The organism is Paenibacillus algicola, assembly GCF_005577435.1.
Taxonomy (GTDB): domain Bacteria; phylum Bacillota; class Bacilli; order Paenibacillales; family Paenibacillaceae; genus Paenibacillus_AQ; species Paenibacillus_AQ algicola.
Window position 1 is genome coordinate 4355061 of record NZ_CP040396.1, and the last position, 26578, is coordinate 4381638.

Consider the following 26578-nt stretch of genomic DNA (forward strand, 5'->3'; position numbering starts at 1 on the left):
GTGCTCCTGACAATCATAGCATAGCTCCCGGATGCCTTATCTGATTCGTCGGTAAAATATAGCGAGACCCTTGACATATCGAACCCGGGGTACCGATACAGCTAAAAAAAGGCGGAGATTGTGCTCCGCAACGCAAGAGCCTCATTTCTCCACCTTATAAAGAACGTTCACCGCTTCACTAAGCCCGGGTGGCTGCTCCAAACCGGTCTGGCCGGAACGCCTCGTGCCAAGCCTGCATTTCCTTGCCCTCCGCGTAATCGGCCGCCAGTGCCGCGGTGACGGGGCTCAGCAGAATGCCGTTGCGGTAATGCCCTGCCGCAAACAGCACGCGCTCCGCCTGGGGCAGGCGGCCCAGCAGCGGGCGACCGTCCAGCGTGGACGGGCGCAGGCCCGCCCAGCGGTGGAACGGCTCGGCCTGCTCCAGAGCAGGCAGCACCTTCTTGTTCCACTTCAGCAGGCGCTGGATGCCCTTGTCCGTCACGCTGGTATCGAACCCCGCAATATCCTCGGAAGCTCCGCACACCAGAGTCCCATTGCTCTTCTGCACCAGATAGCCCTGATTGCAGAACACCATGTGGCGCAGGGGCGTGCGCTCCTCTCCCCAGGCATACGCACAGATCTGTCCCCGGATCGGCTGAACTGGAATCCGAATGCCCAGCTCATCTGCCAGCTCGCCTGCCCAGGCTCCCGTGCAGACCAGCAGCTGGTCTCCCTGAAAGACTTCTCCACCCTGGGCCACTGCCTTGATGCCCTGTTCCCATTCCTTCAGCTGCACCGCTTCCAGTCCCTCCCGAATGAGAACCCCGGCCTTGAGGCAAGCATCCTTCAGCGCAGCCACAAAATCCGGTGCATAGATATGGCTCTCCTCCGGTGTCCACAGTGCGGCTGCCACTTGAGGCGACAAGCCGGGCTCCGCTTCCCGCAGCTCTGCTCCCTGCAAAATAACGGCGCTTGAGCCATACTCCCGCTGCCAATTCATGCGGCTTCTGAGGCCTAGCAGATCCGCTTCATGATAGACCGCATACAGGCTGCCGCAGGCGGTATATTCAAAATCGCGGCCCGACAGCTCACGCACCAGCTGCTGCCAGGCCGGATACCGGTCCAGGCTTTCCCGGCAGAGCATGAAGAACTCATCCGGATACTCCGGATTCTCGGAATACGGGGCCAGCATGCCAGCCGCCGCGCCGGAGGCCTGGCCGCCGCAGATTCCGGTCTCCAGCAGCTGAACACGGGCTCCGCGAAGCCGCAGCTCCAGCGCACAGGATAAGCCGACAATGCCGCCGCCCATAATGATCCAATCGTTCATGGGGTCCTCCTAGCTCCCGAAGTCGCCGGCCGAAGCAGGCTTCAGCATCATGGACTCCAGGCCGCTGCTTGCAGATGCATAGCGCTTCTTCGGCACCCGGCCGGATAGGTAGGCCAGCCGCCCGGCCTCAATCGCAAGCTTCATCGCCAGCGCCATGCCGACCGGATCCTTGGCCTTCGCTACCGGCGTATTCATCAATACCGCAGAGGCGCCCAGCTCCATCGACAGCGCTGCATCGCTCGCGGTGCCAAGGCCTGCGTCCACAATGACCGGAACCGATGCTTCCTCGATAATCAGGCCCAGGTTGTACGAATTCAGGATGCCCAGGCCCGTGCCGATCGGCGCTCCGCCCGGCATAATCGCGGCCGCCCCCGCCTCCTCCAGCCTGCGGCAGATGACGGGGTCATCTGAAATATAAGGAAGCACCGTAAAGCCCTCCTTGACCAGCTGCTCTGTCGCCCGGAGCGTCTCGATAGGGTCTGGCAGCAGGGTCTTGTCGCTCGCGCTGATCTCGACCTTAACCCAGTCACTGAGACCGGACGCCCGCGCCAGCCTTGCAATCCGGACTGCCTCATCGGCGGTACGGGCTCCCGATGTATTGGGCAGAAACGTGAATGAACCCGGCTCCACATGCTGCAGGATCGAGTCATCCTCCACCGACTCCAGATTGACTCTGCGAATCGCAAACGTCAGCACCTCGGCTCCCGAAGCCGCAATCGCTTCCTGCTGCACGAACGGACTCGGAAACAGCCCTGTTCCGAGAAAGAAGCGCGAGGTCATCTCGCACTCTCCAATACGCCATGTATCCTTGAGCATATCTCTAGCCCCCTCCCACAAAATGAACCAGCTCAATCACCATGCCCGGCGAAACCGGAAAAGCTTCCCACTCCTCGGCCACCAGCACATGGCCGTCCACCTCGGCCACCACCGGCTTGCCACTCAGGCCGAGCCGGTCGATCACCTCCGCCATCGTCCGGGCATCCACCTCACGCTCGCCGCCGTTAATTATCAGCTTCATACTCCTTGGCCTCCTTGATCCAGCTTGGCCAAAAATGCCCGGCACGTGCCCGCCACATTCTCACTGCCGACAATTTCACTGACGGCACAGATGCGCGTTGCGCCCGCACGGATCACCTCGTCCACATTGCTCAGCTTAATGCCCCCAATCGCTACAAACGGGACCCGGCTCTTCTCCGCCACCTCGCGAATATACGATAGTCCGACCGGAGCCACCACGTCCGCCTTAGTCTGTGTCGCGTACACCGGCCCCGCGCCGATGTAATCTGCTCCCTGCTGTCCCGCCAGCAGCGCTTCCTCCACCGCATGGGTAGAAATGCCGATAATCTTGTTCCCTACCCGCTGACGCGCCTGCAGGATCGGCATATCTCCCTGTCCCAGATGAATGCCATCGGCATCGGTTTCAAGAGCCAGCTCCACATGATCATTCACGATAAACGGGATGCCGTATTTGCGCGTCAGTGCCCGCAGCGCCTTCGCTTTTTGCAGCAGCTCATCCTTATGACTTGTCTTGTCCCGAAGCTGAATAATATCGGCTCCTCCCTGAATCGCTTCCTCCATGACCTCAAGAAGGCTCCGTCCAGGGTGAAAATTCTCGCCTGTAATAGCGTACAGCCTGAAATCTGGCATCATTTGCTTCCTCTCCCCTGTCACGATTGTTTAATGGCCCACATAACGGGCATACAGACTCTTCGCCCGAACCAAATCATCGGTTCCCTGAATGAGCACCCGCCCATCGGCGAACAGCACCAGCCGCTCCCCATCGGCTAACGACGCCCGCAGCAAGTACTCATTCACCTTCAGCTCACGCACGGCAGGTCTTAGCCGCTCCTCCCACACCGACAGGGAGAACGGCTCGTGGCCCGAGATTTGTACCGACTCCCGGCCGCACAGGCTGAGCTCTGTATTGGCCTCCTGCGTAAGCGCAGGATATTCATGAAGTCCGCAGCATGGACATTGCTCCCTGGCCTTGCCCAGCTTCATGGCATGGTACTGGTTATGCCACACGTCCATCGTAATGAGGCTCTCTCGCCGCGCCCCGGTGTCCCCGACGAGATATTTCAGCGCCTCCACCGCCTGGTAGGAAGCCACAATATCAACGATGGGCGAGATGACCCCGATCGTATCGCAGGTCTGGCCGCCAGAGTCTGCGGACTGGATGAAGCAGCGCAGGCATGGCGTAACGCCCGGCACCAGAATGGCGCTCATGCCCCGCGAGCTGACCGCTCCCCCATATACAAAAGGAACGCCCTGCTTGAAGCAGGCATCGTTCAGCAGAAAGCGGGTCTGGAAGTTGTCCGTGCCGTCCAGCACCAGCTCCATTCCCTCCAGCAGCCCTTCCACATTATCAGGCGTTACGTCCGTGAATACGGCCTCAATCTGGATCTCGGAGTTGATGCGCGCCAGCTTATTTCGGGCCGCAATCACCTTGGGCAGCGCCTGCGCCGCATCCTCTTCATCAAACAGCATCTGCCGCTGCAGATTGCTGGGCTCTACATAATCCCGGTCCACCATACGTACATGGCCTACCCCCGAGCGGACCATATGGTTCGCCAGTACCGTGCCCAGTGCCCCCATGCCGACAATCAACACCCTGCTGGCTTGCAGCTTCTCCTGACCTGCAGCACCCACCTGCGGGAACAGCATCTGCCTGGAATAACGCTCATTCATACTCATGTTCCTTTCTGTGCTGGATATTCATGCAGCAGATCTACACGCTGAAATATGCAAAAAAAGCCATTCGAGAATACACGAATGGCTTGAACAATTCGAATGGACTTCTCTACGCCAGCATTACCTGGATCAGATGAACGGTCCGGAGCACAAGGCTTCCATCTCAGCCGGACTTCATCCAGCACCCGCGCTATTCAGCTCTAAATGTAGCATAACGAAACCGTGAGATTTTGGCAACCTTATCCTCAGGATTGTGCTGCCGCCGCGGCCCAACCTTTGGCTCGCTACGTACAAGCGTCCATACAAGTGTGCGCTGATTCGAATAAAATGCTCATGTAACCGGTGTACTGGCGAGAAAGGAGGAAGTGTAGTGACGTACACAGCAGCAAAGCAGTGGATCGGGCAGCCGGTCTGTCTGCTATTGGACGATGGAAGCTACTGCATCGGAACCCTGGAGACTCTAACCAAGAAGCATGTCACCTTATCTCAGGCCACGGGAAGCCCGCCGAGACACCCCAATCCCCGCAAACGCAAATCGAAGAAACGCGCAAAGAAACGGGCATCCACCTCCGGCCTGTTCGGTCCGATGCCGGGCTTCACAGGAGGAGGGCCGATGTTTGGCGGCTATCCCGGCCTCACCCCGTTCGGATACGGCGGGCGCCCGCCAATGGGAAGCCCCGGCCCTGGCGGGCCGTCGTTCGGGGGCTACCCCGGTGGGCCAGTGTTCGGGCCTCCGGGACGCCCGCCGCAGGGCAATCCCGGTGGAACGCCGGAGAGCAGCGCAACGGCAAATCCATCTGGAGCAGGCGCGGCGGGCGGCATGGGCGGCCTGTTCAATACGGTCAACCGTTATATGCCGATGATCAAGATCGGAATGAACGTCGTCAAGAGCATCTGGCCTTTGGTCGGTATGCTCAGCATCTAGTCACCCGCGACAGCGCCTTGAGAAGCATGAAAAAACCTCCCCTGCACCGGGTTTCACGCTCTGACCCGTCATCCGCAAGGGAGGTTCTTGTTCTATGGCAGCTGGACTTTGAACTTGCTGTTCTCGGCAAAGGTTCTGGCTTCGTATCGAAGCTCGGACGGCTGGTCGCCCTTTTGGATATGGAACGCGATCCATCCCGATTTCTTTCCGTTCGGTGCCAGATCGCCATGACCCAGCTCATCATGTTGATCTTTTGTATCGATGAAGAAATAATTGTCTTCTATTTCACCAGATGAGGTGACCACGCTAAAGCTGGCCTGGCTGTAAGCATAGTCCTCATTGCTTGTATTATGAATGTCTGCATTCACGATATAAAATTCCTTGCCGTCATCCGCGGGCACCTTATCGCTTAACTGCGATTGGCGCTCACCTACCGTGAAGGTATATGTTACACCTTCAAATTCAAAAGGCTGTCCTGCCACGTATTCACCCTTTCCGGCTGGAGCTTTGGCTTCACTCTGGTCCCCGCTTCCCCCTGCGGACACAACCGGTGTGACGCCGAGGATGTCTCTGAGCGCCGCGACCTCCTGTTTCAGATCTTCCACTTCTTTCTCAAGGGAAGCCGTATCCCCGGACGAGCACCCTGCAAGCAGTACAGCAGACGCCATCATGGGCAGTATAAGCTTTTTCATCATGTTGTCCTCTCCTCTAGCTAGCGATTCAGCAAGCATTGTTCAAATTAACATTGGTAGTCTACTACAGAATTCGGCACTCCAACAGTAAATTTTTCCTATCTCGGTGAATTTCAAATCTTCTGTTTCGACTCCCCATTGAAAAACCTATGTATAGACAGTCACCCATTCCGCCCCTTCTTAATATCGTATCGGTATAAAGAAGGAGGGAATACTAAGTGGAAATCCTCGTGGATAAAAAAGAGCTGGAGGCGCAGCTGGACACCCTGCCTCCCTGGAAGCGGGAAGCCTTCACATCCTTCGCCTCCATCATTGCGGACAGTGACAATACGTATCCCTGCATTCCGGGAAGACAGGGCTTTCTGATGAATCATCTGCGGTACGCATTTATCGGCGATCCCCGGAATCCCGGCTCGGCCGAACAGCTGGCTCAGGCGCTCGGAGCCTACGGCGAAATATCCCGCAGCACCGGTAACTACGCTTCATTAGCGGTATTTGTGGAGACGCCAGAAGAGCTGCTGCAGGATAGCACTGTCGAGGATTATCGGTCGCTGTTCTGGAAGCTTTTGAATGAGGTCACCTCACTGGATCCCCGGGAGTGGCCCGAAGGCATCCCGACCGATCCGACCGACCCGGGCTGGGAGTTCTGTTTTCAGGGGGAGCCTTACTTTGCATTTTGCGCGACCCCGGCGCATGTGGAGCGGCGAAGCCGTCATTTTCCGGGCATGCTGCTGGCGTTTCAGCCCCGCTGGGTGTTTGATGAGATGAACGCCTCCACCGTGCTGGGTCGCAAGATGAAGCAGCTGATCCGCAAGCGTCTGGTGGAATACGACGGGTTCCCCGGTCATCCCGATCTGAAATGGTACGGCCAGGATGACAATCATGAATGGAAGCAATATTTTCTCAGCGATGATAACAGCAGCCCGTCCAAATGCCCGTTCAACCGGATGAAGCAAACCATATCCCGTATTCTCAAGTAGCTTTTCGCACCAGGGGCAGTGTCATGCAGCGGATGCCGCCGCCGCCTTTTTCGAGCTCTGTGACGTCCACTTCAATAATGTTTTTCTTGTGCAGCTTGTCATGGCGAGTCAGCATCTGCTTGTGTGCATCCTTACTGATCAGCAGCGTCTCGGGATTTACATTCAGGAAGTTAATATCCGGTACGGTCTTGCAGTCCTTGATCCAGTACACCTCAAAGCCGTGGCGCTTCAGGAATTGCTCCGGCATTTCGTACCGCGCGCCGCTTCGGGTCAGCACATGAAGAGGAAAGTAGCGCACATAGCTTTTGGACAGAATGAGATCCTCATGAGCCACATTGCAGTTCATATCCAGGTGCAGGGTATCAGGACGGCGCGGCAGATCTATGATACCGATCTCGGAGAAGCCGGCCTGAAACAGGGTATCCTTGATCACGTCTACACTCGTGACGTTGGATCTAAGGCCCACGTTAATCCAGACGGCATCCTGGTTCAGCACGAGGCAATCGCCAAACTCCAGGGCAGGCATATTATTGTTAGCCGTGATGTGAAACTGCTTCGGGAACCATGTCTCCAGCAGCCGGTGTGCATGGATATACTCCGGCCGGCGCATAGAGATGCCCGGCTCGCCTGGAAGGATGATCTCGCCGAATACACAGGCCAGATCCCGCACAAAAAACCGATTGATCAGCTGCCGGCTCAGCTGGCTCTCCTCCTCCGTCAGCTCGGTAGAATAATCAATAATATGGACGCCTTCGGCCCGTAAGGTATCCCGCACGCTGGCAAAGCTTTCATGAGCCTTGGCTTGATCGACAGGCGCATTCCATTGTACATCCTCTGCCGTTTGTAAATCCGGAACATCCAGTACCGATGGCGAGCATAGCAGCACGGCCTCCAGTTCGCCGTGCTCGGACGTGCAGCTGGGCTGAATGGGCTTGGTGGGTAGCATGATTTGACCTGCCTTTCTTCAGTTGATCTGCTTTTATCGTGGCTCAAGAGCGTTATTTTATGTACACAATGTTCATGCATGGATATGTGAAACCGGGAGAGGATAGAGGGGAACATCACTCAACTCAAGGAGGAACACACCATCCATGCATATGCAGAATAACAGCCCCCAGTCCGCCATGACACCGAACATGCAGCCCGGCACATCGCAGTTTAACAATCACGGGGGGCATGAGATTTTTGACGCTCATGAGGTGCTGGCCGGCATGATCAATATGCTGGATCAGTATCAAATGTACCAGCAGCACATCCAGGACCCTGAGCTGAAGGGAATCAACGAGCGGCAGCACAGCTTCGTCATTCAGGCGTACAACACTATGGTAGACTCCTTCTCCACAGGGCAGGACCCAAGAGTGCCCACGCAGCAGTATACAATGACGCAGAATAACGAGATCGTGTACGGCATCAAGCCCAGCCAGCCGAAGAAGCCGAATGCCTCGGTCAATCAGCTGTCTGATCAGGGGCTGTCGGCTTATATGCTAGGCAACACGAAAGCCATGTCTACCCTGCTCGCCATGACCGCGCTGGAGATGACTAACCCGGTATTGCGCCGCATTATGGCGGACAGTGTGCCGAACTTTATCGAGATGAGCTATGAGATCTTCCTGTATCAGAACAAGCATGGCTACTATCAGGTGCCGCAGCTGATGCAGCAGGATATGAACAGCATGCTGAACGGGTACACCAAGGCCCCGCAAACGGGACAAGGTATGCACTAGAGTCCGGGAACACCCGGACAGCTATAATAGACAGGCGCGTTACGCAGGCCTGTAACGCTGCGGACTAGCGGTTCGTCACAGGCGCCGTGCCGGTTCTCTATAACAGCAGCCCCGCGAAGTGGAAGCACTTTTGGCGGGGCTGCTTGTTTGTTTAAATTTCTGTTATCGCCGGATAATCCAGCCGATCAGACCGCGCTTTATCGCCTTCTTTAACCATGCCCGCCGCTCCAGTCTCTTAACTCCTTCCAGACTTCGATGCTGGAAATAATATCTTCTGCGAAAATCCGTCAGAATCCATCCCGTCCGAGGCTCGCGCAGGTATTTGTATTCCCTGGTGACTTCGGGGATTGGCGATCGGCCAAGCCGCTTGGAGCCCCTAGGCTCCGGGACCGATTTCTCTTGTAACACAGCGGCGGCGCGAGTCAGCAGGCTGGCATATTCCTGCAGAAGAGGCTGGATGACCTCCAGCAGCTCCGGACTCATGCGGTGCAGATGGTGTGTCAGCACCTTGGGTTGCTCTGGCTTGAACCCGCTGAGGTGAACAAATACGACCGGCTTTCCGTCCACCCAATACCGGCCATCCTCACGGTACAGCTCCCGCTGGAACATATTCCAGTGCGCAATATTGTACTGGGGCGCATCCAGCCTCCTGAAATCCTCGGCGTAGTGGTGGACCAGCATAGGCAGCAGCTTCTGGTCGCAGAACATTCTCCGGCTCAAGTCATCGAAGCAGTAAATTTCAAACCGGCTGATGAGCCAGTCCAGCATTTCTAAAGAGCGTTCATGCTGCCTAAACATCCAGAAGCCGCTGTTATACAGCCCTACCTGCAGCAGCTGCAGATCATCCGGCTGCTGACCATCCAGCGGCAGCGGCTTCGTAATATGCGGTGTGAAGCTGAACAGGCAGGTATCCAGCAGGCTCAGCGCCTCGTCGAACGACGAGGTGACATAAATGTCGGAATCCAGATAGATGACCTTACTGCTGTTGTAATGCAGCATCAGGTGCTTTATCCATGATGGCCTTACCGCATTGCACAATTCAAATGCATTGTAGTAAATGACCATCTGGTCCAGATTGTGAATGTCCAGCTCCTCGAGCAGAATGACCGTATACGGCAAGTCCGCAGGGAGGTCGCTTACGGAATCGGCGTCAATCACCAGCGCAAAGCCTTGGTAGTCCTGCTGGTGCTTCGCCAGCGATTGAAACAGCACCGCAGCCTGGTCCATATAGTCCATTGTAATGACGGTACAAAAGGCGATCATGTCTGTTCCTCCTGCCCTGAACGCTCTACTCTGTCACCGCCTCGCAGCACTTCTTCCATTTCCTGTTGAAAATGATCCGCCATGCGAGACAAGGTAAACCTGCGAGACTGCTCCAGCCCGGCCTTTATCCTCTGCTGCCGATGTTCATCCTGCATCAGCTGCTTCACGCCCTCCAGAATCGAGGCCGCATCGCAGGGATCTACATAGATCGGAGCCTCACCTCCGACCTCCAGCAGAGCGCCCTGACCGGAGGTAACCACCGGACAGCCGAGAGACATGGCCTCCAGCACCGGCAGCCCAAACCCTTCATACAGGGAGGGGAATAATAATCCCTCCGCATGGCGGTACAAGTACACCAGCACCTCATCCGGCGCTTCCACGAAGGTCACTCGCTCCTGCAGGCCGAGACGTCCCAGCAGATCCTGCTCCCACGGATTGCTTGGTCCCGTACAGACCAGCTGCAGGTCTCTCTCCTCCTCCCGCAGCCAGCGGGAGAGAGAGTGCAGCAGGAAACGGAAATTTTTGCGGCCGGTACGGTCTCCTACAAACAGCAAATACCGGGAAGGCAGGCCCTCTACTGCTCTTTCTGCCTTCATGGACAGCAAATTCCCGGTATGGATCACCGTCATATGAGGCTGCTCTGTCCCCGTCAAAGACACGATATCCTGCGCGGTCTGATGCGAAATGGCAAACACCTTACTCACCCGGTGGATCAGGCTTGCCAGCCGATCGGCATTACTGCCTGCAGGATCATACAATCCGTCAGGACCCAGCACACAGCGCATCGTATCGTGGACGACCATGAAGGAAGGCTTGCCACCAGGCAGGTCGTTCAGAAAGGAATCCTCGAACACGGGCGACGTCATGAACAGCGCATCGTAATGTCCCTGCTTCACCTTTTGGCGGTACCACGCCTTGGACATCTTGTTTACGAACGTATAGAGCTTGCCGCCATAAGGCAGTCGGTCCAGAAGCGGCTTGGCGCGATCCAGCCACTGAAGCCTGCCCGAGATAAAGTCGCTTTGTGACCGCAGCAGCGGCAGATCCATCTCTACCCCTCTTCGCTCCAGCTCTTGAAACAGCGCGCTATAGTAGCGGACCATGCCGCACCGGCCATAGAAAAAAATCTCCGGATCTATCAATACCTTCATGTTGTCCCACTCCCACCTCACTTTCCTGCTGCGTAAGCTTACAGTGACGACTTCGACCCGCCCGGGTAGTCTGTCATCTCAAACGTATACTTCTCTATGAATACCTGCCGCGCCTGATCCGAGAGACGAAAGGCCAGCTCCGGCGATTCCGCCAGCCGCTCACAGGCCGCCGCGAACTCCTCGGCGGTCTCGGCCGGCACATAATGCTCCTGCGGCGTTAAGCCTAGCCCGTATACCGACTCCCCTGTAGCCACGATCGGACGCCCGAAGCCCATCGCTTCCAGAATCTTCAGCTTTGTGCCGCCGCCGGCATGAAGCGGAGAGACGACGATATAGCTTGGGCGGTATACCTCTTCAACCCGCTCAACCCGTCCATAGTAATGGACGCCCTCACTGTCATTCAGCCGTCTTCGCAGGTCCTCGCTGCTCGTATGTCCCGCTACATGAAGTGTCCAGGCCGAATTGACTCCTCTCAGGCGGGGCAGCACCTCCCGAAGCAGCCAGGAGACCGCCTCTTCATTCGGGAAATAATCGAGCGAGCCGATAAACAGCAGGCTGCGAGGCGTATCCGGAAGCGGAAGGCGCACCGGCGTGCCGGCCAGACGGTTAGGCATGACATGAAGGCGCAGCTGCGGCAGCCTGTGCTGGAGCAGGGCCTGATCCTCCTCCGAGCAGACATACACGGCTTCAAAGTCGCGCCCCATGCGCTCCTCTTCCCGCTTGAAATGCATTCCCCGAAGCATATAGAGGAGAGATCTTGGCCATTGCCCTTCTTGCCGGTACAAGCGCGCGATTTTGTAATGCGTCGAGGATTCCATATCGTCCAGGTCCAGCTCCATCGCCGGACAGCTTGTCAAACGCTGCAGGTATACAGCGTACTCTCTCAGGTAGAGCCGGAAGCATACAATCTTGTCCAGCTTCATACCGCTGTAATAGGGTCTTAGCTGCTCCTGCTCTTCCTCTCCCATTGTCGGCCAGCCGGACAGAGAGGCATGAGAGATTTGTCCACTGCACAGAGACACGAGCGCTTGACATAGCTGCTTTCCCCTGGAGTGCTCTTTCGGGCTGGCATGGATATAGCGAAGCCGGGGGTGAAGCCTCAGCATGGCATGGTCAGGGGGAGCCTGACTGCCTGAGAGAACGACAAGCATATGAACCTCATAGCTCTCCTCCAGCTTCTGTGTCCACTGACAAGCCCGCTTCTCTCTGCCGGCTCCGTTCGGATCGGGAAACACCGGAGAGATCAGCAATAGCCGGGGACGCGGCGCGGCGCAGTCCGTCACGTTGTCCGGGCCTGCCAGAGGCAGGGCATTATGCGTTGTCTTGCGCCGGTATTGAGGTGGCAGAGGCACTCTCCTCCGGCCTTGTGAACAAGGCACCTCCGGCGGCCAAACTGCCAAGCTCGGCCGCGATGTCAGCAGATCCATGGAAACTCCCCTTCCTCTATAGCTCAATGACCTGGGTGGCAAACGCTTTAGCATTTTCTTTTCGGTGCGAGATGAACACAACCGCGCCCTTTCCCATGGCATGACAAATGCTGGACATCACCTGCCGCTCGGTCTCTTCATCCAGCGCGGAGGTCGCTTCATCCAGCAGCAGCAGACGCGGCTGATGATACAGCGCCCGCGCGATGCCTAGCCGCTGCCGTTGTCCGCCAGAGAGGAGGATGCCGTTGTCCCCGGCCAGCGTGTTGAGCCCCTGGGGCAAGCTTCGGACCAGGCTCTCCAGCTTCACCAGAGACAGCACCTTCATCATCCTCTGCTCATCCGCCCTCTCCTGCGTAAAGCTGATATTCTCCGCAATCGTCCCGCTCAGCAGCGCCGTTTCCTGCGGCACATACGCAATCCCCCCTGCACCCGGCTCTATACTCCGTGAGGTACGCACCTGCCCCCGAGAGGGCGGGATGAAGCCGGCGAGAATCATCATGAGCGTGCTTTTGCCCCGGCCGGAATCCCCGGAGATCGAAATGCGGTCACCCTCGCAGATGCTCACAGACAGCTGCTTCATCATCGCCCTGTCGTCTTCGTAGGCAAAAGAAATTCCCTCCAGTCTCAGCAGCTCCGGCTCTTGAAGGGACACGCTGTGAGAAGGAGCGTCAGCTCCCTGCTCCCCTTGTGCAAGCTCCTGCTTCAGGATACTCAGCTGGCTGTGTGTCCCTTCCAGCTCGGCGTAGGAGGAAATGAGCAGGGACATGGACGGAATCAATCGGCGGGACAAAATGGTAAACGACGCCAGGCCGGCAATAAGCTGCGGTGTGCCAGCCTGATCGACCGAAATAACGTACAGAATGCCGAGTCCGATGGCGAGGGTGAACAGCGATTCCAGAGCGATTTTGGGGATATGCGGCAGCACCGACAGGGAGATCTTGGCCTGACTGAGCCGGTCCAGCTCCTTGACCGCCCGCTCCTCCATCACCTTTTCGGCTCCAAATACCCGAATCTCCCGAAACAAATTCAGATTCTCATGCAGGCGGTTATAATAGCTCTGCTCATGCACGTTATGCTCATGGGCAGCCCGGTTGATCCGGGGCTTCATCACCCGGCTCGTCAGCCGGCCGAACAGCAGCAGCACCGCGAGCCCCGCCAGCACCGCTCCCGGAGCCAGAACCAGCATCGTTCCCGCCAGCAGCACCAGATTCATGACCGAGCCGATAAAATTAAAAAACACCTGGTACGAAAATGCACTGTCCAGCGCCGTTGCGGTCAGATGCTTTGCCTTCACGGCTCGGGTCCCGGCGGTGAAATCTTTCCAGGACATATTCATGTACATATGTAACAGCCGGCTCGAATACTCCCGGTACAAACGCTGGGTGAAGGTGCGGGACTGCCACACGGAAATATATTCAAGGATTTGCCTGAGGAGCGTTACCCCAATGAACAGCCCCATGAGTCCAGACAGATCCTCTTGCCCGAAGGACCATCCTCCCATCGCGGCAGGCTCTGCCTGCAGCGTCATAACGAGGACGTAGGTCACGTATACGATCAATAGATCCACAGCCGGCAGGACGCAGGCCAGTCCCAGTGCCAGCTGCAGCCTGGACTTCAGCGCCGCTGGAGCCGCTGCATAAATTTCCCGCAGCCGGTAGCATTGCGCCTTCAGCTTCAACACCTCAGTCATGCCATGCCCTCTGTATGCGGCGGAAGAAAAGAGCCAGGTTCTCCACCCGATTTCTCCAGATCTCTCTCTGATACACGCTCCGTGCATAAACCTCATCCTGCGGCAAAAAAGGACGTCCCAGCGCGCTGTAAGTGCTGCTGCCGTGCGCGATAAAATGCGGCGTCAATCGCCCTGCATGAAAATACGTGAAATCATTGCGTTCCTTGTTCCACCACAGATGGCTCCATAAATGCAGACTGTATACATTCTCCGGCAGCTCCACCTGCTGGTGGAACAGACGGCGTATGCCCTCCCGGCTCCAGTCCAGATGGAAAAAGGACGACTCCGGCTCCACATGAACAAGCTCCGGAAAGCTGCGGCTGAGCCGGTACGGCAGAAACGTCGAGTGCGCACTCCACGAGCCGTCAAATTCCTGCATGATGGAATCCAGCCAGTACTGAATAAAGCGCGAGCCCGGCTCCGCCATAATCAAAGCGTTGCACAGCGAGCCGCCGGCTTCCCGGGCAGCGGAAACGTTCAGATCCACTTTTTCATGGCCCATGACACAGGGATGGCGGTACAGCTCTTCCGGAATCGGCCTCACAAACATCGTATCAATATCTGCATACACCCCGCCGTATTCCAGCAGCATCTCCAGCCGGGAGATGTCAGACAGGTGCGCATAACGGTATTGCTCAAGCGAAGGGTCTTTATAATCATAGGCGGCCATAGATTCATCCTGCTGAATGGGGTGTAGCACCAGGGAATCCTTGATACGGTCCCACCACTCCCCATACGGAAGGTGCTCATAGTGAAAATACACCCGTTCCGGCCGGTTCACCTCTATACAGGAGGCAATCGCCATATAGTGCGAGAGATGGAAGGGCTCGGTCTGCGGCTTCAAGCCGAACACAAAGTGAAACACCTTGGGAATCATCGTCATGGAAAAAGCACCTCTATGCATGTATTGGCAATACGCTCAGGATGGAAGGCACGCGACACCTTGTCCCGAAGCTGCTCGCCTTTATGCTTCGCCCGGGACGGGTCCTGATAGATTGCCCGTAATACCTTGCGTACCTCCTGCTTGTCCACGGCCGCCCATTGCTGCTCCTGGGTATAGGAGCCTTTGCCGAACGCGGTGGCCACACGCTCCAGCTGGAACGGCAGCAGATAAGCATCCTCCGGAGACAAATAATCCAGCTGTCCGCCGTGGGAGGTCATCACAACGGCCTTGCCGTACCAGGCGGCTTCATACGCGCCCATACCCCAGCCTTCGCCGCGCGTGCAGGAGACGAAGCAGTCTCCCTGCTGATGCAGCCAGGCGAGATCGCCGGCACACCATTCCTTCGTCACATGCAGTATACGTCCTCCTTCAGGCTGCGCTTCCGTCAGCTTCTTCAAGCTGGAGCTGCTGGAGTCAAAGGTCGGCCGGAGAAACAGCTTCTTCCAGCTGCGGCGGCAGGTCGTCCAGTCCAAGGCGTCTGTCTTCAAGAGAAGGACGGCCTTCTCATCTTGGTGAAACTCCTCCCGAAAAGCCTCGATCAGCAAAGGCTGGTTCTTTCGCTCATTCCACATGCCAATGCTATAAAAGAGAAAGCGGCCTTCCGCCTCTGCAAGCACCTTTTGCAGATCATGACTTGGCGCTGTGTGCGGGGTCGCCCCACCAAACTCTGACACATGCGGCAGCACAACCACCGGCACTTCCACGCCGCAAGCCAGCAGCACCTCCCGGTTCCACTGACTTGGCACAAACACGCCGTGCAGCCGGTTCAGCAGTCCCGCCCAGTGCGGCGGAATGCGATCGGTCTCCCAGGCGGTGTAGCCCCAGACCGGTGCGTGCGGGTGCGTGCGGCTTGTCTTCTCCAGCCAGTACGGATAATATTCCGGCACGGTGTGAATGATCACCGCCTCGGCGGAGGCTCGGGCAGGGAAGCGCTCCTCCCGCACCAGAATGCCGCCGCGGTTCACGCGTCCGGAGCGGATCAAGGTCTGCTCTACCCTGATGCCGGCGGCCTTCAGCGCAGTGATCAGACCGGCCGCGGCCGTTCCGTAACCGGTCTGTTCGTCGCAGGAAATATAACGAACGCTTCTCAAGACGTCCTCCTGCTGAGGTCCTGAAGCGAAAGCTTGTAATAGCGGTATAGCTTGCAGGTATAATACACGAACCGGGTACGCCTGGTTTGGAGCAGCGTCTTGTACAATTGAGGCAGAAGCCCCGGCTTGTATGCCTTATCGATCTTGTCCATCACCTTCTGGTCGTTCAGGATGCTGCGGATATATGCCAGCTTCTCGGACCGGGTCAGGGGGCAGTCTTTATAGAACAGATTAATGAAGCTGATGATCGTATTCGGCACGAAAATATAATACGCTTTCGGCTCCAGTTCCCCTTGAATGCCAACGCTCCCCAGCAAATATTCCAGCGCCTTATCATGTGCCAGGTTGACAGAGTGAAACTGCTGAGGGCGGTAGCTGGTCGTGAGGGAGCCTTCTTTTTTCTTCGTGTAGTAGTACAGGGATTGATTCAGAATAAACACCGAGCGGCAGTATTTCAGATACTCTATATTAAAAATAAGGTCCTCCGCATAATGAACTCCATCCGGCATCTTGATATCATGGTCCTGGATGATGCTAGCTTTATAGAGTCTCGCACAGGGACTGTTAATGAGTGCGGTTTCAAACAGAGAAAGAATTTCTGCAGCATGTTCTTTCGAGATGCTGATCTTGCCGTCAAAGGCGAGCTCGGGGCGCAGCATTCTCTTGTTCTTGAAGTACACATACTCAACCGTCATTGGACTGATCACCAGATCACTCCCGCTCTCCTTCATTCCGTGAATAAGCTCCGCGAACATCGTCGGCATAATGTAATCGTCGGCATCAATAAAGGAAATATAATTCCCGCGCGCGTGGCGAATACCCAGATTACGGGCCGCGGACGGACCCTGATTATGCTGCTGAAATACAGAAATTCGGCTGTCCCGCTGCGCATATTCCTGACAGATGAAGAAGCTCTCGTCCTGCGAGCCATCATCCACCAGCAGTAATTCAAAATCCGCATAGGATTGCTGCTGGATCGAATCCAGACATTTACGAATATAACGTTCCACATTGTACACCGGAATAATAATCGATAGTTCAGCCATTGTGTTCAGCTCGCTTTTGTTAAATTTGACTTCATTCCACGGCAGGAGTAACTCTTCTTCTGATTTTAGTTCCATTATATAGCACTATTACGACAATAAACATCAGAATCATGTATATTTCGACAATTATACAGAGGCATACTCACAAAATACTCACAAGCAACGAAAACACAGCCCCCCTGCACGACTGAACGTGCAGAGGGGCTGTGAAATTTCGACCTATCATTTACTGTCTTACTTACTCATACCCTGCAGAAGCAGCGCCAGCAGCTTCGCAGCTTCCTCGCGGCTTGCAGCCGCCTTCGGCTGGAACAATCCACCCGGCGTGCCCTGAATCATACCTGCACGTTGAAGCTGCTCGACATCCGCCTGCGCCCAGGCACTGATCGCGCTGCGATCACGGAACGATTCGAGACTGCCCTCGGCGTCCGGCACAGGCAGCTCATATTCGATATGCCGGACATAGCGGCCCAGCATGACGGCCAGCTCTTCCCGGGTGATGAGATCATGAGGCTTGAAGGTATCCGGGCCTTTGCCCAAAGCAATACCTTCACGGGAAGCCCAGTGAATAATGTCCGCATACCAGTGACTGGCAATCACATCTTTGAACGGCTGCTCCCCGGCAATGCTCAGGCTGTCCCCGGACATCCTCGCGAGCACGCTCAGGAACTCCGCTCGTGTCATGGAAGAACCAGGCTGAAAGCGGTCTGCTCCATAGCCCTGCACCAAACCACGCGCGGCCAGGTACGTAACATAACTCTGCGACCACCCGGAAACATCACGGAACTCCTGCTTGTTATACCCGATCCCATAAATGGAGAAATGCTTAACGGCAAAGGTATACATCCCGTTGGTTGAATCTAACCATCCATTTGGTACGGCCGTCAGGGTGCCGTTCTCGGCAATATGATATACAACCAGAGCGTCACGAACTTCGCCCGCTGCAGCCGAATATGGAATGGACACCTTGACGGTGCCGCCGCCAAAGTCGGCAACGGTGCCTCCTTCGTGACGGATGCTTAGATCAAGTACAGGCCGATTCCCTGTCACCGTCTTCACGAGGACTGGCATTGCAGCGGTTTCGATCTTGGACACCTCAATCTGCATGGCTCCGCGCACCTGGGTTTGGAAGGCCTGAATCACTTTCGTGTCCATCGACAGCTGTGCAAGAGGCGTGGTGATGGACAAATGGGGGATTCCGCTGCCGCTCAGCAAGGCGGCTGTACCTTCCGGCAGCTCCAGGGAGACCCGGTTAGCTGATGCCGCTCCTGCAGACAGCTGAAGCTCCAGCATTCTCTTCTTGGAAGAACTTCCGGCATCCTGCTTCCACAGCTCAATCAGCGACTTCATCTGATCTCCAGAGACGACGGCCTTCGTGACTCCGCTCACCTGGCTTCCAGGCACTTGAAGGAACACCTTCGCTCCATCCGGGCTAACTCCGGTCTGTCCCGGCAGGGACGGCGAAGGGGACGGCGATCCCGGTTGGACCGGGACTGCCCGTGGACCCGCCCGGTGAGCCTGTATCTGGGTTGTTGGGATGTTGCGGGCTGGAGGCCAGGATCGTTAACGGCCGGGTCACCCGGCTGTCGCCAGAGGCAGCAGACACCTCGTATGAACCCGAAGCCCAAGCCGACGGGACGGTGATCGCGCTGCGATACTGGTTCAATGACGTCTTTACGGTATCGAAATAGAGTATTTCACCTGCCGTATTGCGCACAGTGAGAATAACATCGGAGGAATGGGACCCTCCGGAAAAGACAAGCTCCTTACCCGCTGCAGCTTGTGCCGGAGCCTCCAGCGTCAGCGTGGATGCCTGGCTCACGGCCTGTAAAGGGGCCGAAACCGCGCCTGCCTCAGGCAGAAGTGCTGAACTGTGGGCGGCAGGCGGCAGGCAAGCTGCGCCGAATGTAACCATCACCAAGGCAGCGACCCAATTGCGCATGCCTGTTCCTCTTCGTTGTAGATTTCTCATCTTTATTGCACCCCGTAAGCATCGGCAAGCACCTGAATGTTTTCGCCGTCCACGGCAGATACCACCATAATCTTGACCTTCTTGTTCTGGCCGATACGAATTTCTTCAGAAACCATGTCTGTTCCGTTCTGGACATGCTTGATCAGCGTCAGGCCCGGCGTTGTGTAGTCTGCACCCTCATACACCTGAACAACAAGATCATAGCCTGAGCTGTAGACAGGCGCGCCCGGAGTCTGTGATACCGAATACTGATAGACCGACATGCCGGATGCGGTGGACTTCTGCACGTCCAGCTTCAGCGGACGCACATCGTTGTCCGGCTCCACATAGCCCTGATGAAGCTGATACACGGCGACCGTTCCGCTGACCTCATGAGCAGCCAGCAGCAGCGGATATCCGGTCGGGCTGTCGGCCGCTTTAATGACCGCCAGGCCTTCCGGCGCGACATCTCCTTTAATCTTGGCGCTATAGTCCCGGGTGTTCATGTAATCGAAAAATTTAGCCTCAGCCGGATTCGTAATATCATAGACCATAATTCCACCGATCCGCTCCAGCCCGATAAAGGCATACACCTTGCCTTCTACCTCCAGCACCTTAATATCCTCGGGCTCCGGCCCTTTTTTGGAGCTGCGGTGATCCAGCGTCAGATTGTCATTGGATACGTTGAACTGATGCGGATAGCGCTCCGCTGTGATTTTTTCAAAATCACTCCCGCTGTCATACACCAGCTCCAGCGTCTCTGCATTCCAGATGGAGAAGGAGCGACCGCCCAGAATGTACGTCTTGTCATTCTCTAATCCGTCATGTTCTTCATTCTTCAGTGTATCTATGGAACCGCCGCTTACCGAAGTGCTGCCGATGTTCGCATACTCTGCCCACTCTCTCGCATCTCCTTCATTCGGGGTCAGCAGGTAGGTCACGCCGCCAATGTTTGCCGTAGCGGCTCCATCCGGCATGTACGCACCGAATACGCTGTAATTATGGATTTCAATCTGGCCGTTCCGGTGGATGTCCAGCTCGTTGCCAGGAAGACTGTGATCCTTGAATCCGAGTCCCTTGATGCTCGTAAACTTCATGCTCCCGATATCCAGCACCGCAACGGCATTGGCTTCCTGAAGGGTCACATAGGCCGTTTTGCTGTTATCTGCGACCGCAATGTACTCCGGCTCCAGATCGACAGAAGGCAGGGTGTTCTTTTTCAAAATAACCTGATGATTCACCAGCTCAGCTCGGGCTGCATCCCAAGCTTCAAAGGTAACTTGAACCGCCTTGGCGCTGTTGATGCCGTCACGCAGGTCGATGATGGACACCGAGCCCTTAGGATCTACGGCTCCCGGTCCGTAGCCGCTGCGCGGCTCCCCTTCGTCGGCAGTCAGAACATACTGCCCGTCCGGCGTAAAGGTAATCATATCCGGCTGTACGCCTACCTCCAGATGGGTCACGTAATCTCCATCATAATTTAGCAGCAGCACAGCACCATTCTTCGCGTAATCCTGTTCCTGAACAGCGACTGCAATGAGCTGGTGCCCGGTGTGGATATCAACGCTCGTCACATCTCCGAAGGTGAAGCCGGGAATCATGCTGCTCAGGCTCACCTGCTTCTTCAGTGAAAAGGACGCGCTGCCAGCACTCCAATCTCCGAGGCTGATGATGTCGATCGTCTGAGCATTACCGTTGACTAGATACATATTTCCGTTATCCGGGTTGTACTTGACGATTTCGGCCGCGCCGCCGTCCTCATTCTGGCTGCCCGTGAAGAAGCTGCCCCAGTAAGATAGGCCACCAGGGACCGCCGGCTCTCCGCCCACGGCTGGCACTGCAGGGATTTGCGGAGTTGGCGCCGGGTTGGGTACCGGATTCGGAGTTGGCTCGGTCGGCGCCGTCAGCCCCCAAGCTCCGTCAGCCAGGCTGCGGGGACGGTGTAACGCTATGAATTCCGGCGTCTGGCTTTTGTATTCCAGAACCTCGAAATCGGTGTTGTTCTGATTTGTATCGTTAAAATTAATGCGCCGGATTGATTTTTGCTTGGAGATAGACGGGATTACCTGGCCTTCGACCCCGTCCTTACCCGCTTCCTTCACAGTCACTTGATCCACGACGCCACCGCTGCCGTTCACAAGACGCACATTATATTGGTCATTGTCGATATAACGGCCTGTCCAATCTAGATCAAAGGAATCCATCTGAAGCAGGCTGACACTGGTCGTTTCAGCCGCCCCCCGAATTAGATAAGAAGCATGTGATGGAATGATGCCGCTAAGCTCCAGCGCCACCCATTCCCCAGCCGTGGTGCCGGGGTTCCCCGCGCTGCGTAGAGATGAATATTCTATCTTCCAGCCCTCCAGGCTGATCGGCGCTTCCGTCGGATTGTACAGCTCAATAAAGCTATGGCTGATCGGTGTATCGCTCTTGCCGCCACCTCCGTACACCTGGTGAATCAAAATCGTATCGGGACCGACAGCACTCTCCTCTGCTGCATGCACGCCCCCAAAGCTGACTACAAGCTGGACAAACACAAGCAGCCCGGCGATGAAGCCGAGTTTTCTTTTTCTGGGCAGCCTTGAATTTATCATTTTGCACACCTTCCCCTTTGCTTGATCTGGTCTGCCCACAACTGCAACGATCATGGCGATTTCAAAGATTCCATGTGAGCGTTCACTTCATCTATCATAGTGAAAAAAAGCTAGGCTCAGGTCATAGCGATGTTAAATATGAGGCCGGTTTCTGTAAAAAGCGCATCAAAAAGCCCCATTCATCTCTGAATGGAGCTTCCTGCTAGTGCTGCTGTATCCGATCGGATTGTTTGTTTATGGCTTCTCTACAACGTCTCTCCACCACCCGGACGCCTCGCCTCTATCCTGCTGAATGAGAGGAATGGTCTCGCCCAGCCGGGGAGTAACCAGCTTCATGTTCAGCTGCTCCGCAGCTGGCAGCGCACGCTCGATCGGCTCGGTCCAGCCGTGATAAGCCAGGGTAAATGCCCCCCAGTGGATTAGCATCATTTGCGCGCCCTGCACATCCCTTGCTGCCTGCACGGCCTCCTCGGGAGTCATGTGAACCCAAGACCAGCGATGATCATATTGACCGCCTTCGATCAGCGCCAGGTCAAAGGGGCCGTATGTCTCCCCGATCTTTTTAAAGTGAGCCCCGTATCCGCCATCCCCGCTCGTGAATACGCGCGTCCGTTGTCCCAGGATGACCCAGCCTCCCCAAAGAGTCGTGTCCTTATTCAGCAATCCCCTGCCCGAGAAATGCTTCGACGGTGTCAGCACAAGGCGCAGGCCCTCAAACTCCCGCTCCTCCCACCAGTTCAATTCCGTAATGGCATCCTCCGGAACCCCCCAGCGGATTAGGTGTGCGCTGACACCGCAGGGCACGAAGAAATGACGGACCTTATGCCGCAGCTTGGAGATCGACGGATAGTCCAGATGATCGTAATGGTCATGCGTAATCAGAACCGCATCAATCGGCGGAAGCTCGTGTATCATCTGCAGCACATCCTGACTGTACCGCTTACTTCCTGCGAAGGAGACCGGCGAAGCCATCATACCGAGCATGGGGTCAACGAGAATATGCTTGGAATCCATCTGAAGTAAAAAAGCGGAGTGCCCAAACCATGTCACATGATCCTCTGCACGATCTATACGGCTCCAATCCGTCTTAACCATGGGCAGGGCAGCCTTGGGCGTACGCTCCTTCCTCCCGATCATTGAATCCCTCGTCATGGACAATAAATCCGAGACATTCATGCTCATGCGGGTCGTCTCCAGGTTTCTGAACCGGTTACCGGTATAGTTCTTCATCTCGCTGTACCGGGCCACCTGTCCCCGAGTTGGACTGCCCCCAAACACAGGATGCAGGCTCATAAACAACACCGCTCCCAAAATAACTGCTGCAAGAACGATCCATATATAAATCATGCCTTTCGTTCCTTTCCTGATAAAATCGACGCTTGCCTATGTCTATACTATCATAAAGAAAGCTTCTCATGAAACTAAAGCACAGCGGCTGCCGACCCACCTTTCAGCCATGGACACTCCGATTTGCCCCTCCACCACTGTATCACTCGAGTATTAAAGAAATGTTTTCTTGAAGTGAAATGTAGTACATCATGCAACAAAGCCACTGCTGAGATCAAGGATTCATCACTTCCCCAAGCTAAATAGTCTCCGTCCTTGCTCTAAAGATTTATGTATTCCTATTTACAGCACTTCATATATAATGAGGCTGTACCTAGCAACCCAAAGCACAAATTTACCGTATTGCAGGCCAAAGAGAGCCTGGATACGTTGGAATATGTCCAGCGAATTCTAAAGGAAGAACGTCAGCTGGAATTTGCGGCGACACCGCTTCAAACGTCACGATTTCAGGTTCGAAGGGATGAAGATCCCGGCAGAGCTGGAAGGACGATTCAAGTTTGCGAGGCAAAAGTCCAAGCTGGCTGGAACGATCCGGGGATCTTTTTTAGTTATTAAAGGAGAATACTAGTCATTAGAGAGGAGCAGCAGCATGGAAGCAACCGCTCAAGAGGTCGCAGCATGGATGGTGCAGGAGATCAGATCTACGGGGCAGCTGCATCAAAGCGATGCCATTGCCTATGTGAAGGCGCATTTCGGGGAAAGCTTTGTCTTTGTCAATGAGAACGGCAATGCCTCACTGTCCAAGGAGGTCAAAAAGGCTTTTCGCAAGCTTCATGGCGGCCGCATCGCCTGGGATCGTGATGGATTTTTATGGGCGTGGACTTAACGCTTCTGAAGCTTCAGAGGCTCACCTCTCCGGGGTCAGGCCACCCCTCTCAAGGGATGGCTGTGGAGAGCCTCGCTGTACATTCAGTACACCGCGATCGGCCCGTACGGACCTTGAATAATCTCAATCCTCGTCTCAAAAATATCCGTCAGCAGCTCCGGCTTCATGATCTCCGCTACCGTACCAAACGCCGCAATCTGCCCATGCTTCATCGCACAGATGCTATCGGAGTATTTAGCCGCAAAATTAATATCGTGCATTACGGTCAGTATGGTTCGGCCGAATTCATCCGCTACATGCCTTAAATACTGCATCATCTGCACGGACCGGGCAATATCCAGATTGTTCAGCGGCTCGTCCAGCAGCACGTATTCCGTTTCCTGACACAGCACCATGGCGACATAGGCCCGCTGCCGTTGACCGCCTGAGAGCTCATCCAGATAGCGGTCCTCCAGCTCGGTCAGGTCCAGAAAATCAATATATTTGGAGATAATCCGCTCATCCTCCTTCGTCAGCCGCCCGTTGGAGTACGGGAAGCGTCCGAAGCCGGCAAGCTGCCTTACAGTAAGCCGCGTCACAAAGTGATTTTCCTGCCGCAAAATTGTAATGATCTTCGCCAGGTCCTTGGATTTGGATGTGGACACATCCATATTCGCCACCTGGATCTGGCCTTCATCCATATTCAGAAGCCGACCGATCATCAGCAGCGTGGTTGACTTTCCGGCACCGTTAGGACCGATTAAAGAGGTCAGGCCCGCCTTGGGAATCTCAAGGTTCAAAGGACCAATGTGGACCTGAGCGGTGTATGATTTTTTAACCTGATTGATTTGGATCATAGCGCCCTCTTCCTTAAAAGTACGATTAAGAATAGTATGCCGCCGAACAGCTCGATAATGACCGAGACGACAGCCTGCGAATCAAACACATGATACATCAAGAAATATGCGGTTGTCAGGACGAAGAAGCCTACCGCCAGCGCCATCGAAAAAATATATCGGTGATCATACGTTGGCGCCGCTTGATAGCTAAGCATGGCCACCAGAAAGCCGTAAAAGGTTAAGGGGCCGATCAGCGCCGTAGAGATGGACATCAGAATAGCGACCAGGATCAGAATATAGATGATGCTCGGCTGATATTTGACGCCCACAGAAACGGCGGCATCCTTCCCGAGCGATAACACATTCAGCTTTTTTGCACTGACAAACAGCAGCACGGCAATGAGAAGAACCATTGGAATGACTATAGAGAAATATGCAGCATCCGCATGGTTGACCGAGCCGAACAGCCTTGCCTGCAGCACATCGAATTCCGATGGCGTCAGCACTCTTCTCATGAACGTGGAGACAGATCTGAGACCCACCCCGATGATAATCCCGACCAGAAGCATAAGCTGCAGGTTGCCGTATTTACCGGAGAGCAGCCACCCGTACAGGATCAAGCTCATCAAGACCATGATGCCCACCTGAAGCAGAAACGGACCGGTACCGGTAAAGCTGACCAGGGTTCCCGCGCCAAATAAGAAGATCGTGCTCGTCTGAATCGTAGAGTACAGGGTTTCGAAGCCAAGCAGCGAAGGCGTAATAATCCGATTGTTCGTAATGGACTGAAAAGCTACTGTCGATAGCCCTTGGCATACGGCCGCGATCAGCATGGCCACGACAGCGACAATTCTTCTCTCGACGACCGGAATGAACGATGGCGAGTCTACCGGCACCGGATTGTTATATACGAGAAGTCCGTAAGTGGACAGCAGACCTAGCATCATCAGGCTGGTAAGCAGCAGCCAGTAGCGCTTTTGTTCCTTGGGGGAGCGAAAGGCGCTCACGGATCGGGCAGCCTTGACGCTGCGAGAGGCCGAAGTGTTTACATGGGTGTTCATCGTGGCCTCCTCCTCGGTTTGCGGCGCCGCAGTAAAATCGCAATAAATACAACCGCACCTAATGTTCCCAGAATTAAGGACACCGGTACCTCGAACGGCATGATAATCGTGCGCGAAATAATGTCACACAGCATAATGGTGCCCATGCCCAGCACACATACCCACGGCAGATTGCTTCTGAGATCATCCCCCCGGAACATCGAGACGATGTTCGGCACAATTAATCCCAGGAAGGGCAGATTACCGATCACCGCAGCCACAATGCCCACCGCCGCCGCAATCAACGCATTCGCTAGTATAATAAGCCGGTTATAATTCAGCCCGAGACTCGTCGCCACATCCTCTCCCAAGCCTGCCAGCGTCAGCCGGTTAGCAAAGATAAAGATCAGGATCGTAATGATGACAATAATCCATAGATACTCATATCTTCCCGCCTGTACCGCTGCGAAAGAGCCGACGAACCATCCTTCAATGACCTGCAGCATCTGAAAAAACAGACCCATAAACGTAGAGACCGCCGAGATGACGGCGCCCAGCATAAGCCCGATAATAGGCACAATCAAGGACGAACGCAGCCGCACCCGCCTCAAGAATAGAAAGAAAACCATCGTGCCGACGAAGGAGAACAAAATGGCACCGGTCATCCGCTCAACCAAAGTTGGCGCAGGAATCAGCACATATACGACCAGAAGGCCCAGACCCGCCCATTCGATCGTTCCGGTTGTTGTGGGCTCTACCAGGCGATTCTGAGTCACCAGCTGCATGACCAGCCCAGACATCGCCATGGCGGCACCGGTCAGCATGAGCGCAATCGTCCGCGGAACCCGGGTAATCCAGAACATTTCCCAGCCGTCCTCCTGACCCCAAATATCGTAGACGCCCGTAAATAGAGAGATTACGCCCAGGATGAGGACCGTAATGACCGCCAGGACAAAAGGCGTGCTCCATATTTTATTATGGTTAGAAAGATGGGGCTGAGATGTTCTCTCAGCCCCCATGACGATATGGTTAGA

At 55.5% G+C, this 26578-nt stretch carries 25 protein-coding genes and 1 pseudogene; 5 read left to right on the forward strand and 21 right to left on the reverse strand.

All coding sequences use genetic code 11. From position 1 onward, the window contains the following. Nucleotides 1–178: 178 nt before the first annotated feature. From thiO to E6C60_RS20240, 5 genes are read right to left on the reverse strand one after another with little or no spacing between them, the layout of a single operon-like run. Nucleotides 179–1306 carry a glycine oxidase ThiO gene (gene thiO, locus E6C60_RS20220; protein WP_138227449.1) on the reverse strand — a complete coding sequence of 376 codons (1128 nt, stop codon included), beginning with the start codon at nucleotides 1304–1306 and terminating at the stop codon, nucleotides 179–181. Between the two features lie 9 nt (nucleotides 1307–1315). Continuing rightward, a complete protein-coding gene (locus E6C60_RS20225; RefSeq protein ID WP_138227450.1) occupies nucleotides 1316–2122 on the reverse strand; it encodes a thiazole synthase in 807 nt (268 codons plus the stop codon). A gap of 4 nt (nucleotides 2123–2126) precedes the next feature. Continuing rightward, nucleotides 2127–2324, reverse strand: coding sequence for a sulfur carrier protein ThiS (gene thiS, locus E6C60_RS20230; protein WP_138227451.1), 198 nt, complete (start codon nucleotides 2322–2324; stop codon nucleotides 2127–2129). Next, nucleotides 2321–2953: a thiamine phosphate synthase gene (gene thiE, locus E6C60_RS20235; protein WP_138227929.1), complete on the reverse strand. Its 633-nt coding sequence runs from the start codon at nucleotides 2951–2953 to the stop codon at nucleotides 2321–2323. The genes thiS and thiE overlap by 4 nt, the downstream gene beginning before the upstream one ends. 30 nt (nucleotides 2954–2983) lie before the next feature. Further along, complete coding sequence (locus E6C60_RS20240; RefSeq protein WP_138227452.1) at nucleotides 2984–3994, reverse strand: ThiF family adenylyltransferase; 1011 nt, start codon at nucleotides 3992–3994, stop codon at nucleotides 2984–2986. A gap of 373 nt (nucleotides 3995–4367) precedes the next feature. Here E6C60_RS20240 and E6C60_RS20245 point away from each other — a divergent pair, with 373 nt between their 5' ends. Continuing rightward, the gene (locus E6C60_RS20245; protein ID WP_138227453.1) at nucleotides 4368–4922 is read left to right on the forward strand and encodes a hypothetical protein; all 555 of its coding nucleotides are present in this window, start codon (nucleotides 4368–4370) and stop codon (nucleotides 4920–4922) included. 92 nt (nucleotides 4923–5014) lie between these two features. Here the strand turns inward: E6C60_RS20245 and E6C60_RS20250 are convergent, their stop codons facing one another. Continuing rightward, entirely contained in the window at nucleotides 5015–5617 is a 603-nt protein-coding gene (locus E6C60_RS20250; protein WP_175415380.1) for a DUF4352 domain-containing protein, read from the reverse strand. 215 nt (nucleotides 5618–5832) lie between these two features. Between E6C60_RS20250 and E6C60_RS20255 the strand changes: the two genes are divergently transcribed. Beyond that, nucleotides 5833–6594, forward strand: coding sequence for a YqcI/YcgG family protein (locus E6C60_RS20255; RefSeq protein WP_138227455.1), 762 nt, complete (start codon nucleotides 5833–5835; stop codon nucleotides 6592–6594). Here E6C60_RS20255 and E6C60_RS20260 read toward each other — a convergent pair. Continuing rightward, nucleotides 6587–7540: an arginine deiminase family protein gene (locus E6C60_RS20260; RefSeq protein ID WP_138227456.1), complete on the reverse strand. Its 954-nt coding sequence runs from the start codon at nucleotides 7538–7540 to the stop codon at nucleotides 6587–6589. The two genes, E6C60_RS20255 and E6C60_RS20260, sit on opposite strands and share 8 nt — an antisense overlap. Before the next feature lie 145 nt (nucleotides 7541–7685). Between E6C60_RS20260 and E6C60_RS20265 the strand changes: the two genes are divergently transcribed. Next, nucleotides 7686–8318: a spore coat protein gene (locus E6C60_RS20265; RefSeq protein ID WP_138227457.1), complete on the forward strand. Its 633-nt coding sequence runs from the start codon at nucleotides 7686–7688 to the stop codon at nucleotides 8316–8318. A 162-nt stretch (nucleotides 8319–8480) separates the two neighbouring features. Here the strand turns inward: E6C60_RS20265 and E6C60_RS20270 are convergent, their stop codons facing one another. The 11 genes from E6C60_RS20270 to E6C60_RS20320 all read right to left on the reverse strand — a co-directional run bounded on the left by E6C60_RS20270 (nucleotide 8481) and on the right by E6C60_RS20320 (nucleotide 22860). Further along, the gene (locus tag E6C60_RS20270; RefSeq protein WP_138227458.1) at nucleotides 8481–9581 is read right to left on the reverse strand and encodes a glycosyltransferase family protein; all 1101 of its coding nucleotides are present in this window, start codon (nucleotides 9579–9581) and stop codon (nucleotides 8481–8483) included. Beyond that, nucleotides 9578–10732: a glycosyltransferase family 4 protein gene (locus tag E6C60_RS20275; RefSeq protein ID WP_138227459.1), complete on the reverse strand. Its 1155-nt coding sequence runs from the start codon at nucleotides 10730–10732 to the stop codon at nucleotides 9578–9580. The genes E6C60_RS20270 and E6C60_RS20275 overlap by 4 nt, the downstream gene beginning before the upstream one ends. 38 nt (nucleotides 10733–10770) lie before the next feature. Continuing rightward, on the reverse strand, nucleotides 10771–12159 hold the full coding sequence (locus tag E6C60_RS20280; protein ID WP_175415381.1) for a glycosyltransferase: 1389 nt from the start codon (nucleotides 12157–12159) through the stop codon (nucleotides 10771–10773). Between the two features lie 16 nt (nucleotides 12160–12175). Next, nucleotides 12176–13849, reverse strand: a complete 1674-nt coding sequence (locus tag E6C60_RS20285; RefSeq protein ID WP_175415382.1) for an ATP-binding cassette domain-containing protein — start codon at nucleotides 13847–13849, stop codon at nucleotides 12176–12178. Next, complete coding sequence (locus E6C60_RS20290) at nucleotides 13842–14771, reverse strand: glycosyltransferase (RefSeq protein WP_175415383.1); 930 nt, start codon at nucleotides 14769–14771, stop codon at nucleotides 13842–13844. The genes E6C60_RS20285 and E6C60_RS20290 overlap by 8 nt, the downstream gene beginning before the upstream one ends. After that, nucleotides 14768–15922 carry a glycosyltransferase family 4 protein gene (locus tag E6C60_RS20295; protein ID WP_175415384.1) on the reverse strand — a complete coding sequence of 385 codons (1155 nt, stop codon included), beginning with the start codon at nucleotides 15920–15922 and terminating at the stop codon, nucleotides 14768–14770. Before E6C60_RS20295 ends, E6C60_RS20290 begins: the two co-directional genes overlap by 4 nt. After that, nucleotides 15919–17043, reverse strand: coding sequence for a glycosyltransferase family 2 protein (locus E6C60_RS20300; protein ID WP_138227464.1), 1125 nt, complete (start codon nucleotides 17041–17043; stop codon nucleotides 15919–15921). The genes E6C60_RS20295 and E6C60_RS20300 overlap by 4 nt, the downstream gene beginning before the upstream one ends. A 159-nt stretch (nucleotides 17044–17202) precedes the next feature. Beyond that, complete coding sequence (locus E6C60_RS20305) at nucleotides 17203–18372, reverse strand: S-layer homology domain-containing protein (protein WP_138227465.1); 1170 nt, start codon at nucleotides 18370–18372, stop codon at nucleotides 17203–17205. 28 nt (nucleotides 18373–18400) lie between these two features. Beyond that, a complete protein-coding gene (locus E6C60_RS20310) occupies nucleotides 18401–18910 on the reverse strand; it encodes a hypothetical protein (RefSeq protein WP_138227466.1) in 510 nt (169 codons plus the stop codon). 32 nt (nucleotides 18911–18942) lie between these two features. Further along, nucleotides 18943–21513 (reverse strand): choice-of-anchor I family protein, encoded by a 2571-nt coding sequence (locus E6C60_RS20315; RefSeq protein ID WP_175415386.1) that lies wholly within the window; start codon nucleotides 21511–21513, stop codon nucleotides 18943–18945. A gap of 234 nt (nucleotides 21514–21747) precedes the next feature. Further along, nucleotides 21748–22860 (reverse strand): MBL fold metallo-hydrolase, encoded by a 1113-nt coding sequence (locus tag E6C60_RS20320; protein WP_138227468.1) that lies wholly within the window; start codon nucleotides 22858–22860, stop codon nucleotides 21748–21750. Between the two features lie 324 nt (nucleotides 22861–23184). Between E6C60_RS20320 and E6C60_RS20325 the strand changes: the two are divergent. Together E6C60_RS20325 and E6C60_RS20330 are read left to right on the forward strand one after the other, a co-directional pair. Then, nucleotides 23185–23428: pseudogene (locus E6C60_RS20325) on the forward strand (phage tail protein); the annotation flags it as partial. A 21-nt stretch (nucleotides 23429–23449) separates the two neighbouring features. After that, nucleotides 23450–23686, forward strand: coding sequence for a DUF6953 family protein (locus E6C60_RS20330; RefSeq protein ID WP_138227469.1), 237 nt, complete (start codon nucleotides 23450–23452; stop codon nucleotides 23684–23686). 83 nt (nucleotides 23687–23769) lie between these two features. Here E6C60_RS20330 and E6C60_RS20335 read toward each other — a convergent pair whose 3' ends face one another. From E6C60_RS20335 to E6C60_RS20345, 3 genes are all read right to left on the reverse strand, one after another. Continuing rightward, entirely contained in the window at nucleotides 23770–24522 is a 753-nt protein-coding gene (locus E6C60_RS20335) for an iron ABC transporter ATP-binding protein (RefSeq protein WP_138227470.1), read from the reverse strand. Further along, nucleotides 24519–25454 (reverse strand): iron chelate uptake ABC transporter family permease subunit, encoded by a 936-nt coding sequence (locus tag E6C60_RS20340; RefSeq protein WP_407669176.1) that lies wholly within the window; start codon nucleotides 25452–25454, stop codon nucleotides 24519–24521. The genes E6C60_RS20335 and E6C60_RS20340 overlap by 4 nt, the downstream gene beginning before the upstream one ends. Nucleotides 25455–25561: 107 nt before the next feature. Then, nucleotides 25562–26563 (reverse strand): ABC transporter permease, encoded by a 1002-nt coding sequence (locus tag E6C60_RS20345; RefSeq protein ID WP_243896035.1) that lies wholly within the window; start codon nucleotides 26561–26563, stop codon nucleotides 25562–25564. Between the last annotated feature and the right edge of the window lie 15 nt (nucleotides 26564–26578).

Bases quoted from the DNA above. Each gene is read 5' to 3' on its own strand.
- E6C60_RS20310 (WP_138227466.1), bottom strand. From the start codon at position 18,910: ATGCGCAATTGGGTCGCTGCCTTGGTGATGGTTACATTCGGCGCAGCT.
- thiO (WP_138227449.1), bottom strand. From the start codon at position 1,306: ATGAACGATTGGATCATTATGGGCGGCGGCATTGTCGGCTTATCCTGT.
- E6C60_RS20285 (WP_175415382.1), bottom strand. From the start codon at position 13,849: ATGACTGAGGTGTTGAAGCTGAAGGCGCAATGCTACCGGCTGCGGGAA.
- E6C60_RS20265 (WP_138227457.1), top strand. From the start codon at position 7,686: ATGCATATGCAGAATAACAGCCCCCAGTCCGCCATGACACCGAACATG.
- E6C60_RS20275 (WP_138227459.1), bottom strand. From the start codon at position 10,732: ATGAAGGTATTGATAGATCCGGAGATTTTTTTCTATGGCCGGTGCGGC.
- thiE (WP_138227929.1), bottom strand. From the start codon at position 2,953: ATGCCAGATTTCAGGCTGTACGCTATTACAGGCGAGAATTTTCACCCT.
- E6C60_RS20250 (WP_175415380.1), bottom strand. From the start codon at position 5,617: ATGATGAAAAAGCTTATACTGCCCATGATGGCGTCTGCTGTACTGCTT.
- E6C60_RS20345 (WP_243896035.1), bottom strand. From the start codon at position 26,563: ATGGGGGCTGAGAGAACATCTCAGCCCCATCTTTCTAACCATAATAAA.
- E6C60_RS20300 (WP_138227464.1), bottom strand. From the start codon at position 17,043: ATGGAACTAAAATCAGAAGAAGAGTTACTCCTGCCGTGGAATGAAGTC.
- E6C60_RS20315 (WP_175415386.1), bottom strand. From the start codon at position 21,513: ATGATAAATTCAAGGCTGCCCAGAAAAAGAAAACTCGGCTTCATCGCC.
- E6C60_RS20225 (WP_138227450.1), bottom strand. From the start codon at position 2,122: ATGCTCAAGGATACATGGCGTATTGGAGAGTGCGAGATGACCTCGCGC.
- E6C60_RS20335 (WP_138227470.1), bottom strand. From the start codon at position 24,522: ATGATCCAAATCAATCAGGTTAAAAAATCATACACCGCTCAGGTCCAC.
- E6C60_RS20290 (WP_175415383.1), bottom strand. From the start codon at position 14,771: ATGACGATGATTCCCAAGGTGTTTCACTTTGTGTTCGGCTTGAAGCCG.
- E6C60_RS20260 (WP_138227456.1), bottom strand. From the start codon at position 7,540: ATGCTACCCACCAAGCCCATTCAGCCCAGCTGCACGTCCGAGCACGGC.
- thiS (WP_138227451.1), bottom strand. From the start codon at position 2,324: ATGAAGCTGATAATTAACGGCGGCGAGCGTGAGGTGGATGCCCGGACG.
- E6C60_RS20320 (WP_138227468.1), bottom strand. From the start codon at position 22,860: ATGATTTATATATGGATCGTTCTTGCAGCAGTTATTTTGGGAGCGGTG.
- E6C60_RS20330 (WP_138227469.1), top strand. From the start codon at position 23,450: ATGGAAGCAACCGCTCAAGAGGTCGCAGCATGGATGGTGCAGGAGATC.
- E6C60_RS20240 (WP_138227452.1), bottom strand. From the start codon at position 3,994: ATGAATGAGCGTTATTCCAGGCAGATGCTGTTCCCGCAGGTGGGTGCT.
- E6C60_RS20270 (WP_138227458.1), bottom strand. From the start codon at position 9,581: ATGATCGCCTTTTGTACCGTCATTACAATGGACTATATGGACCAGGCT.
- E6C60_RS20280 (WP_175415381.1), bottom strand. From the start codon at position 12,159: ATGGATCTGCTGACATCGCGGCCGAGCTTGGCAGTTTGGCCGCCGGAG.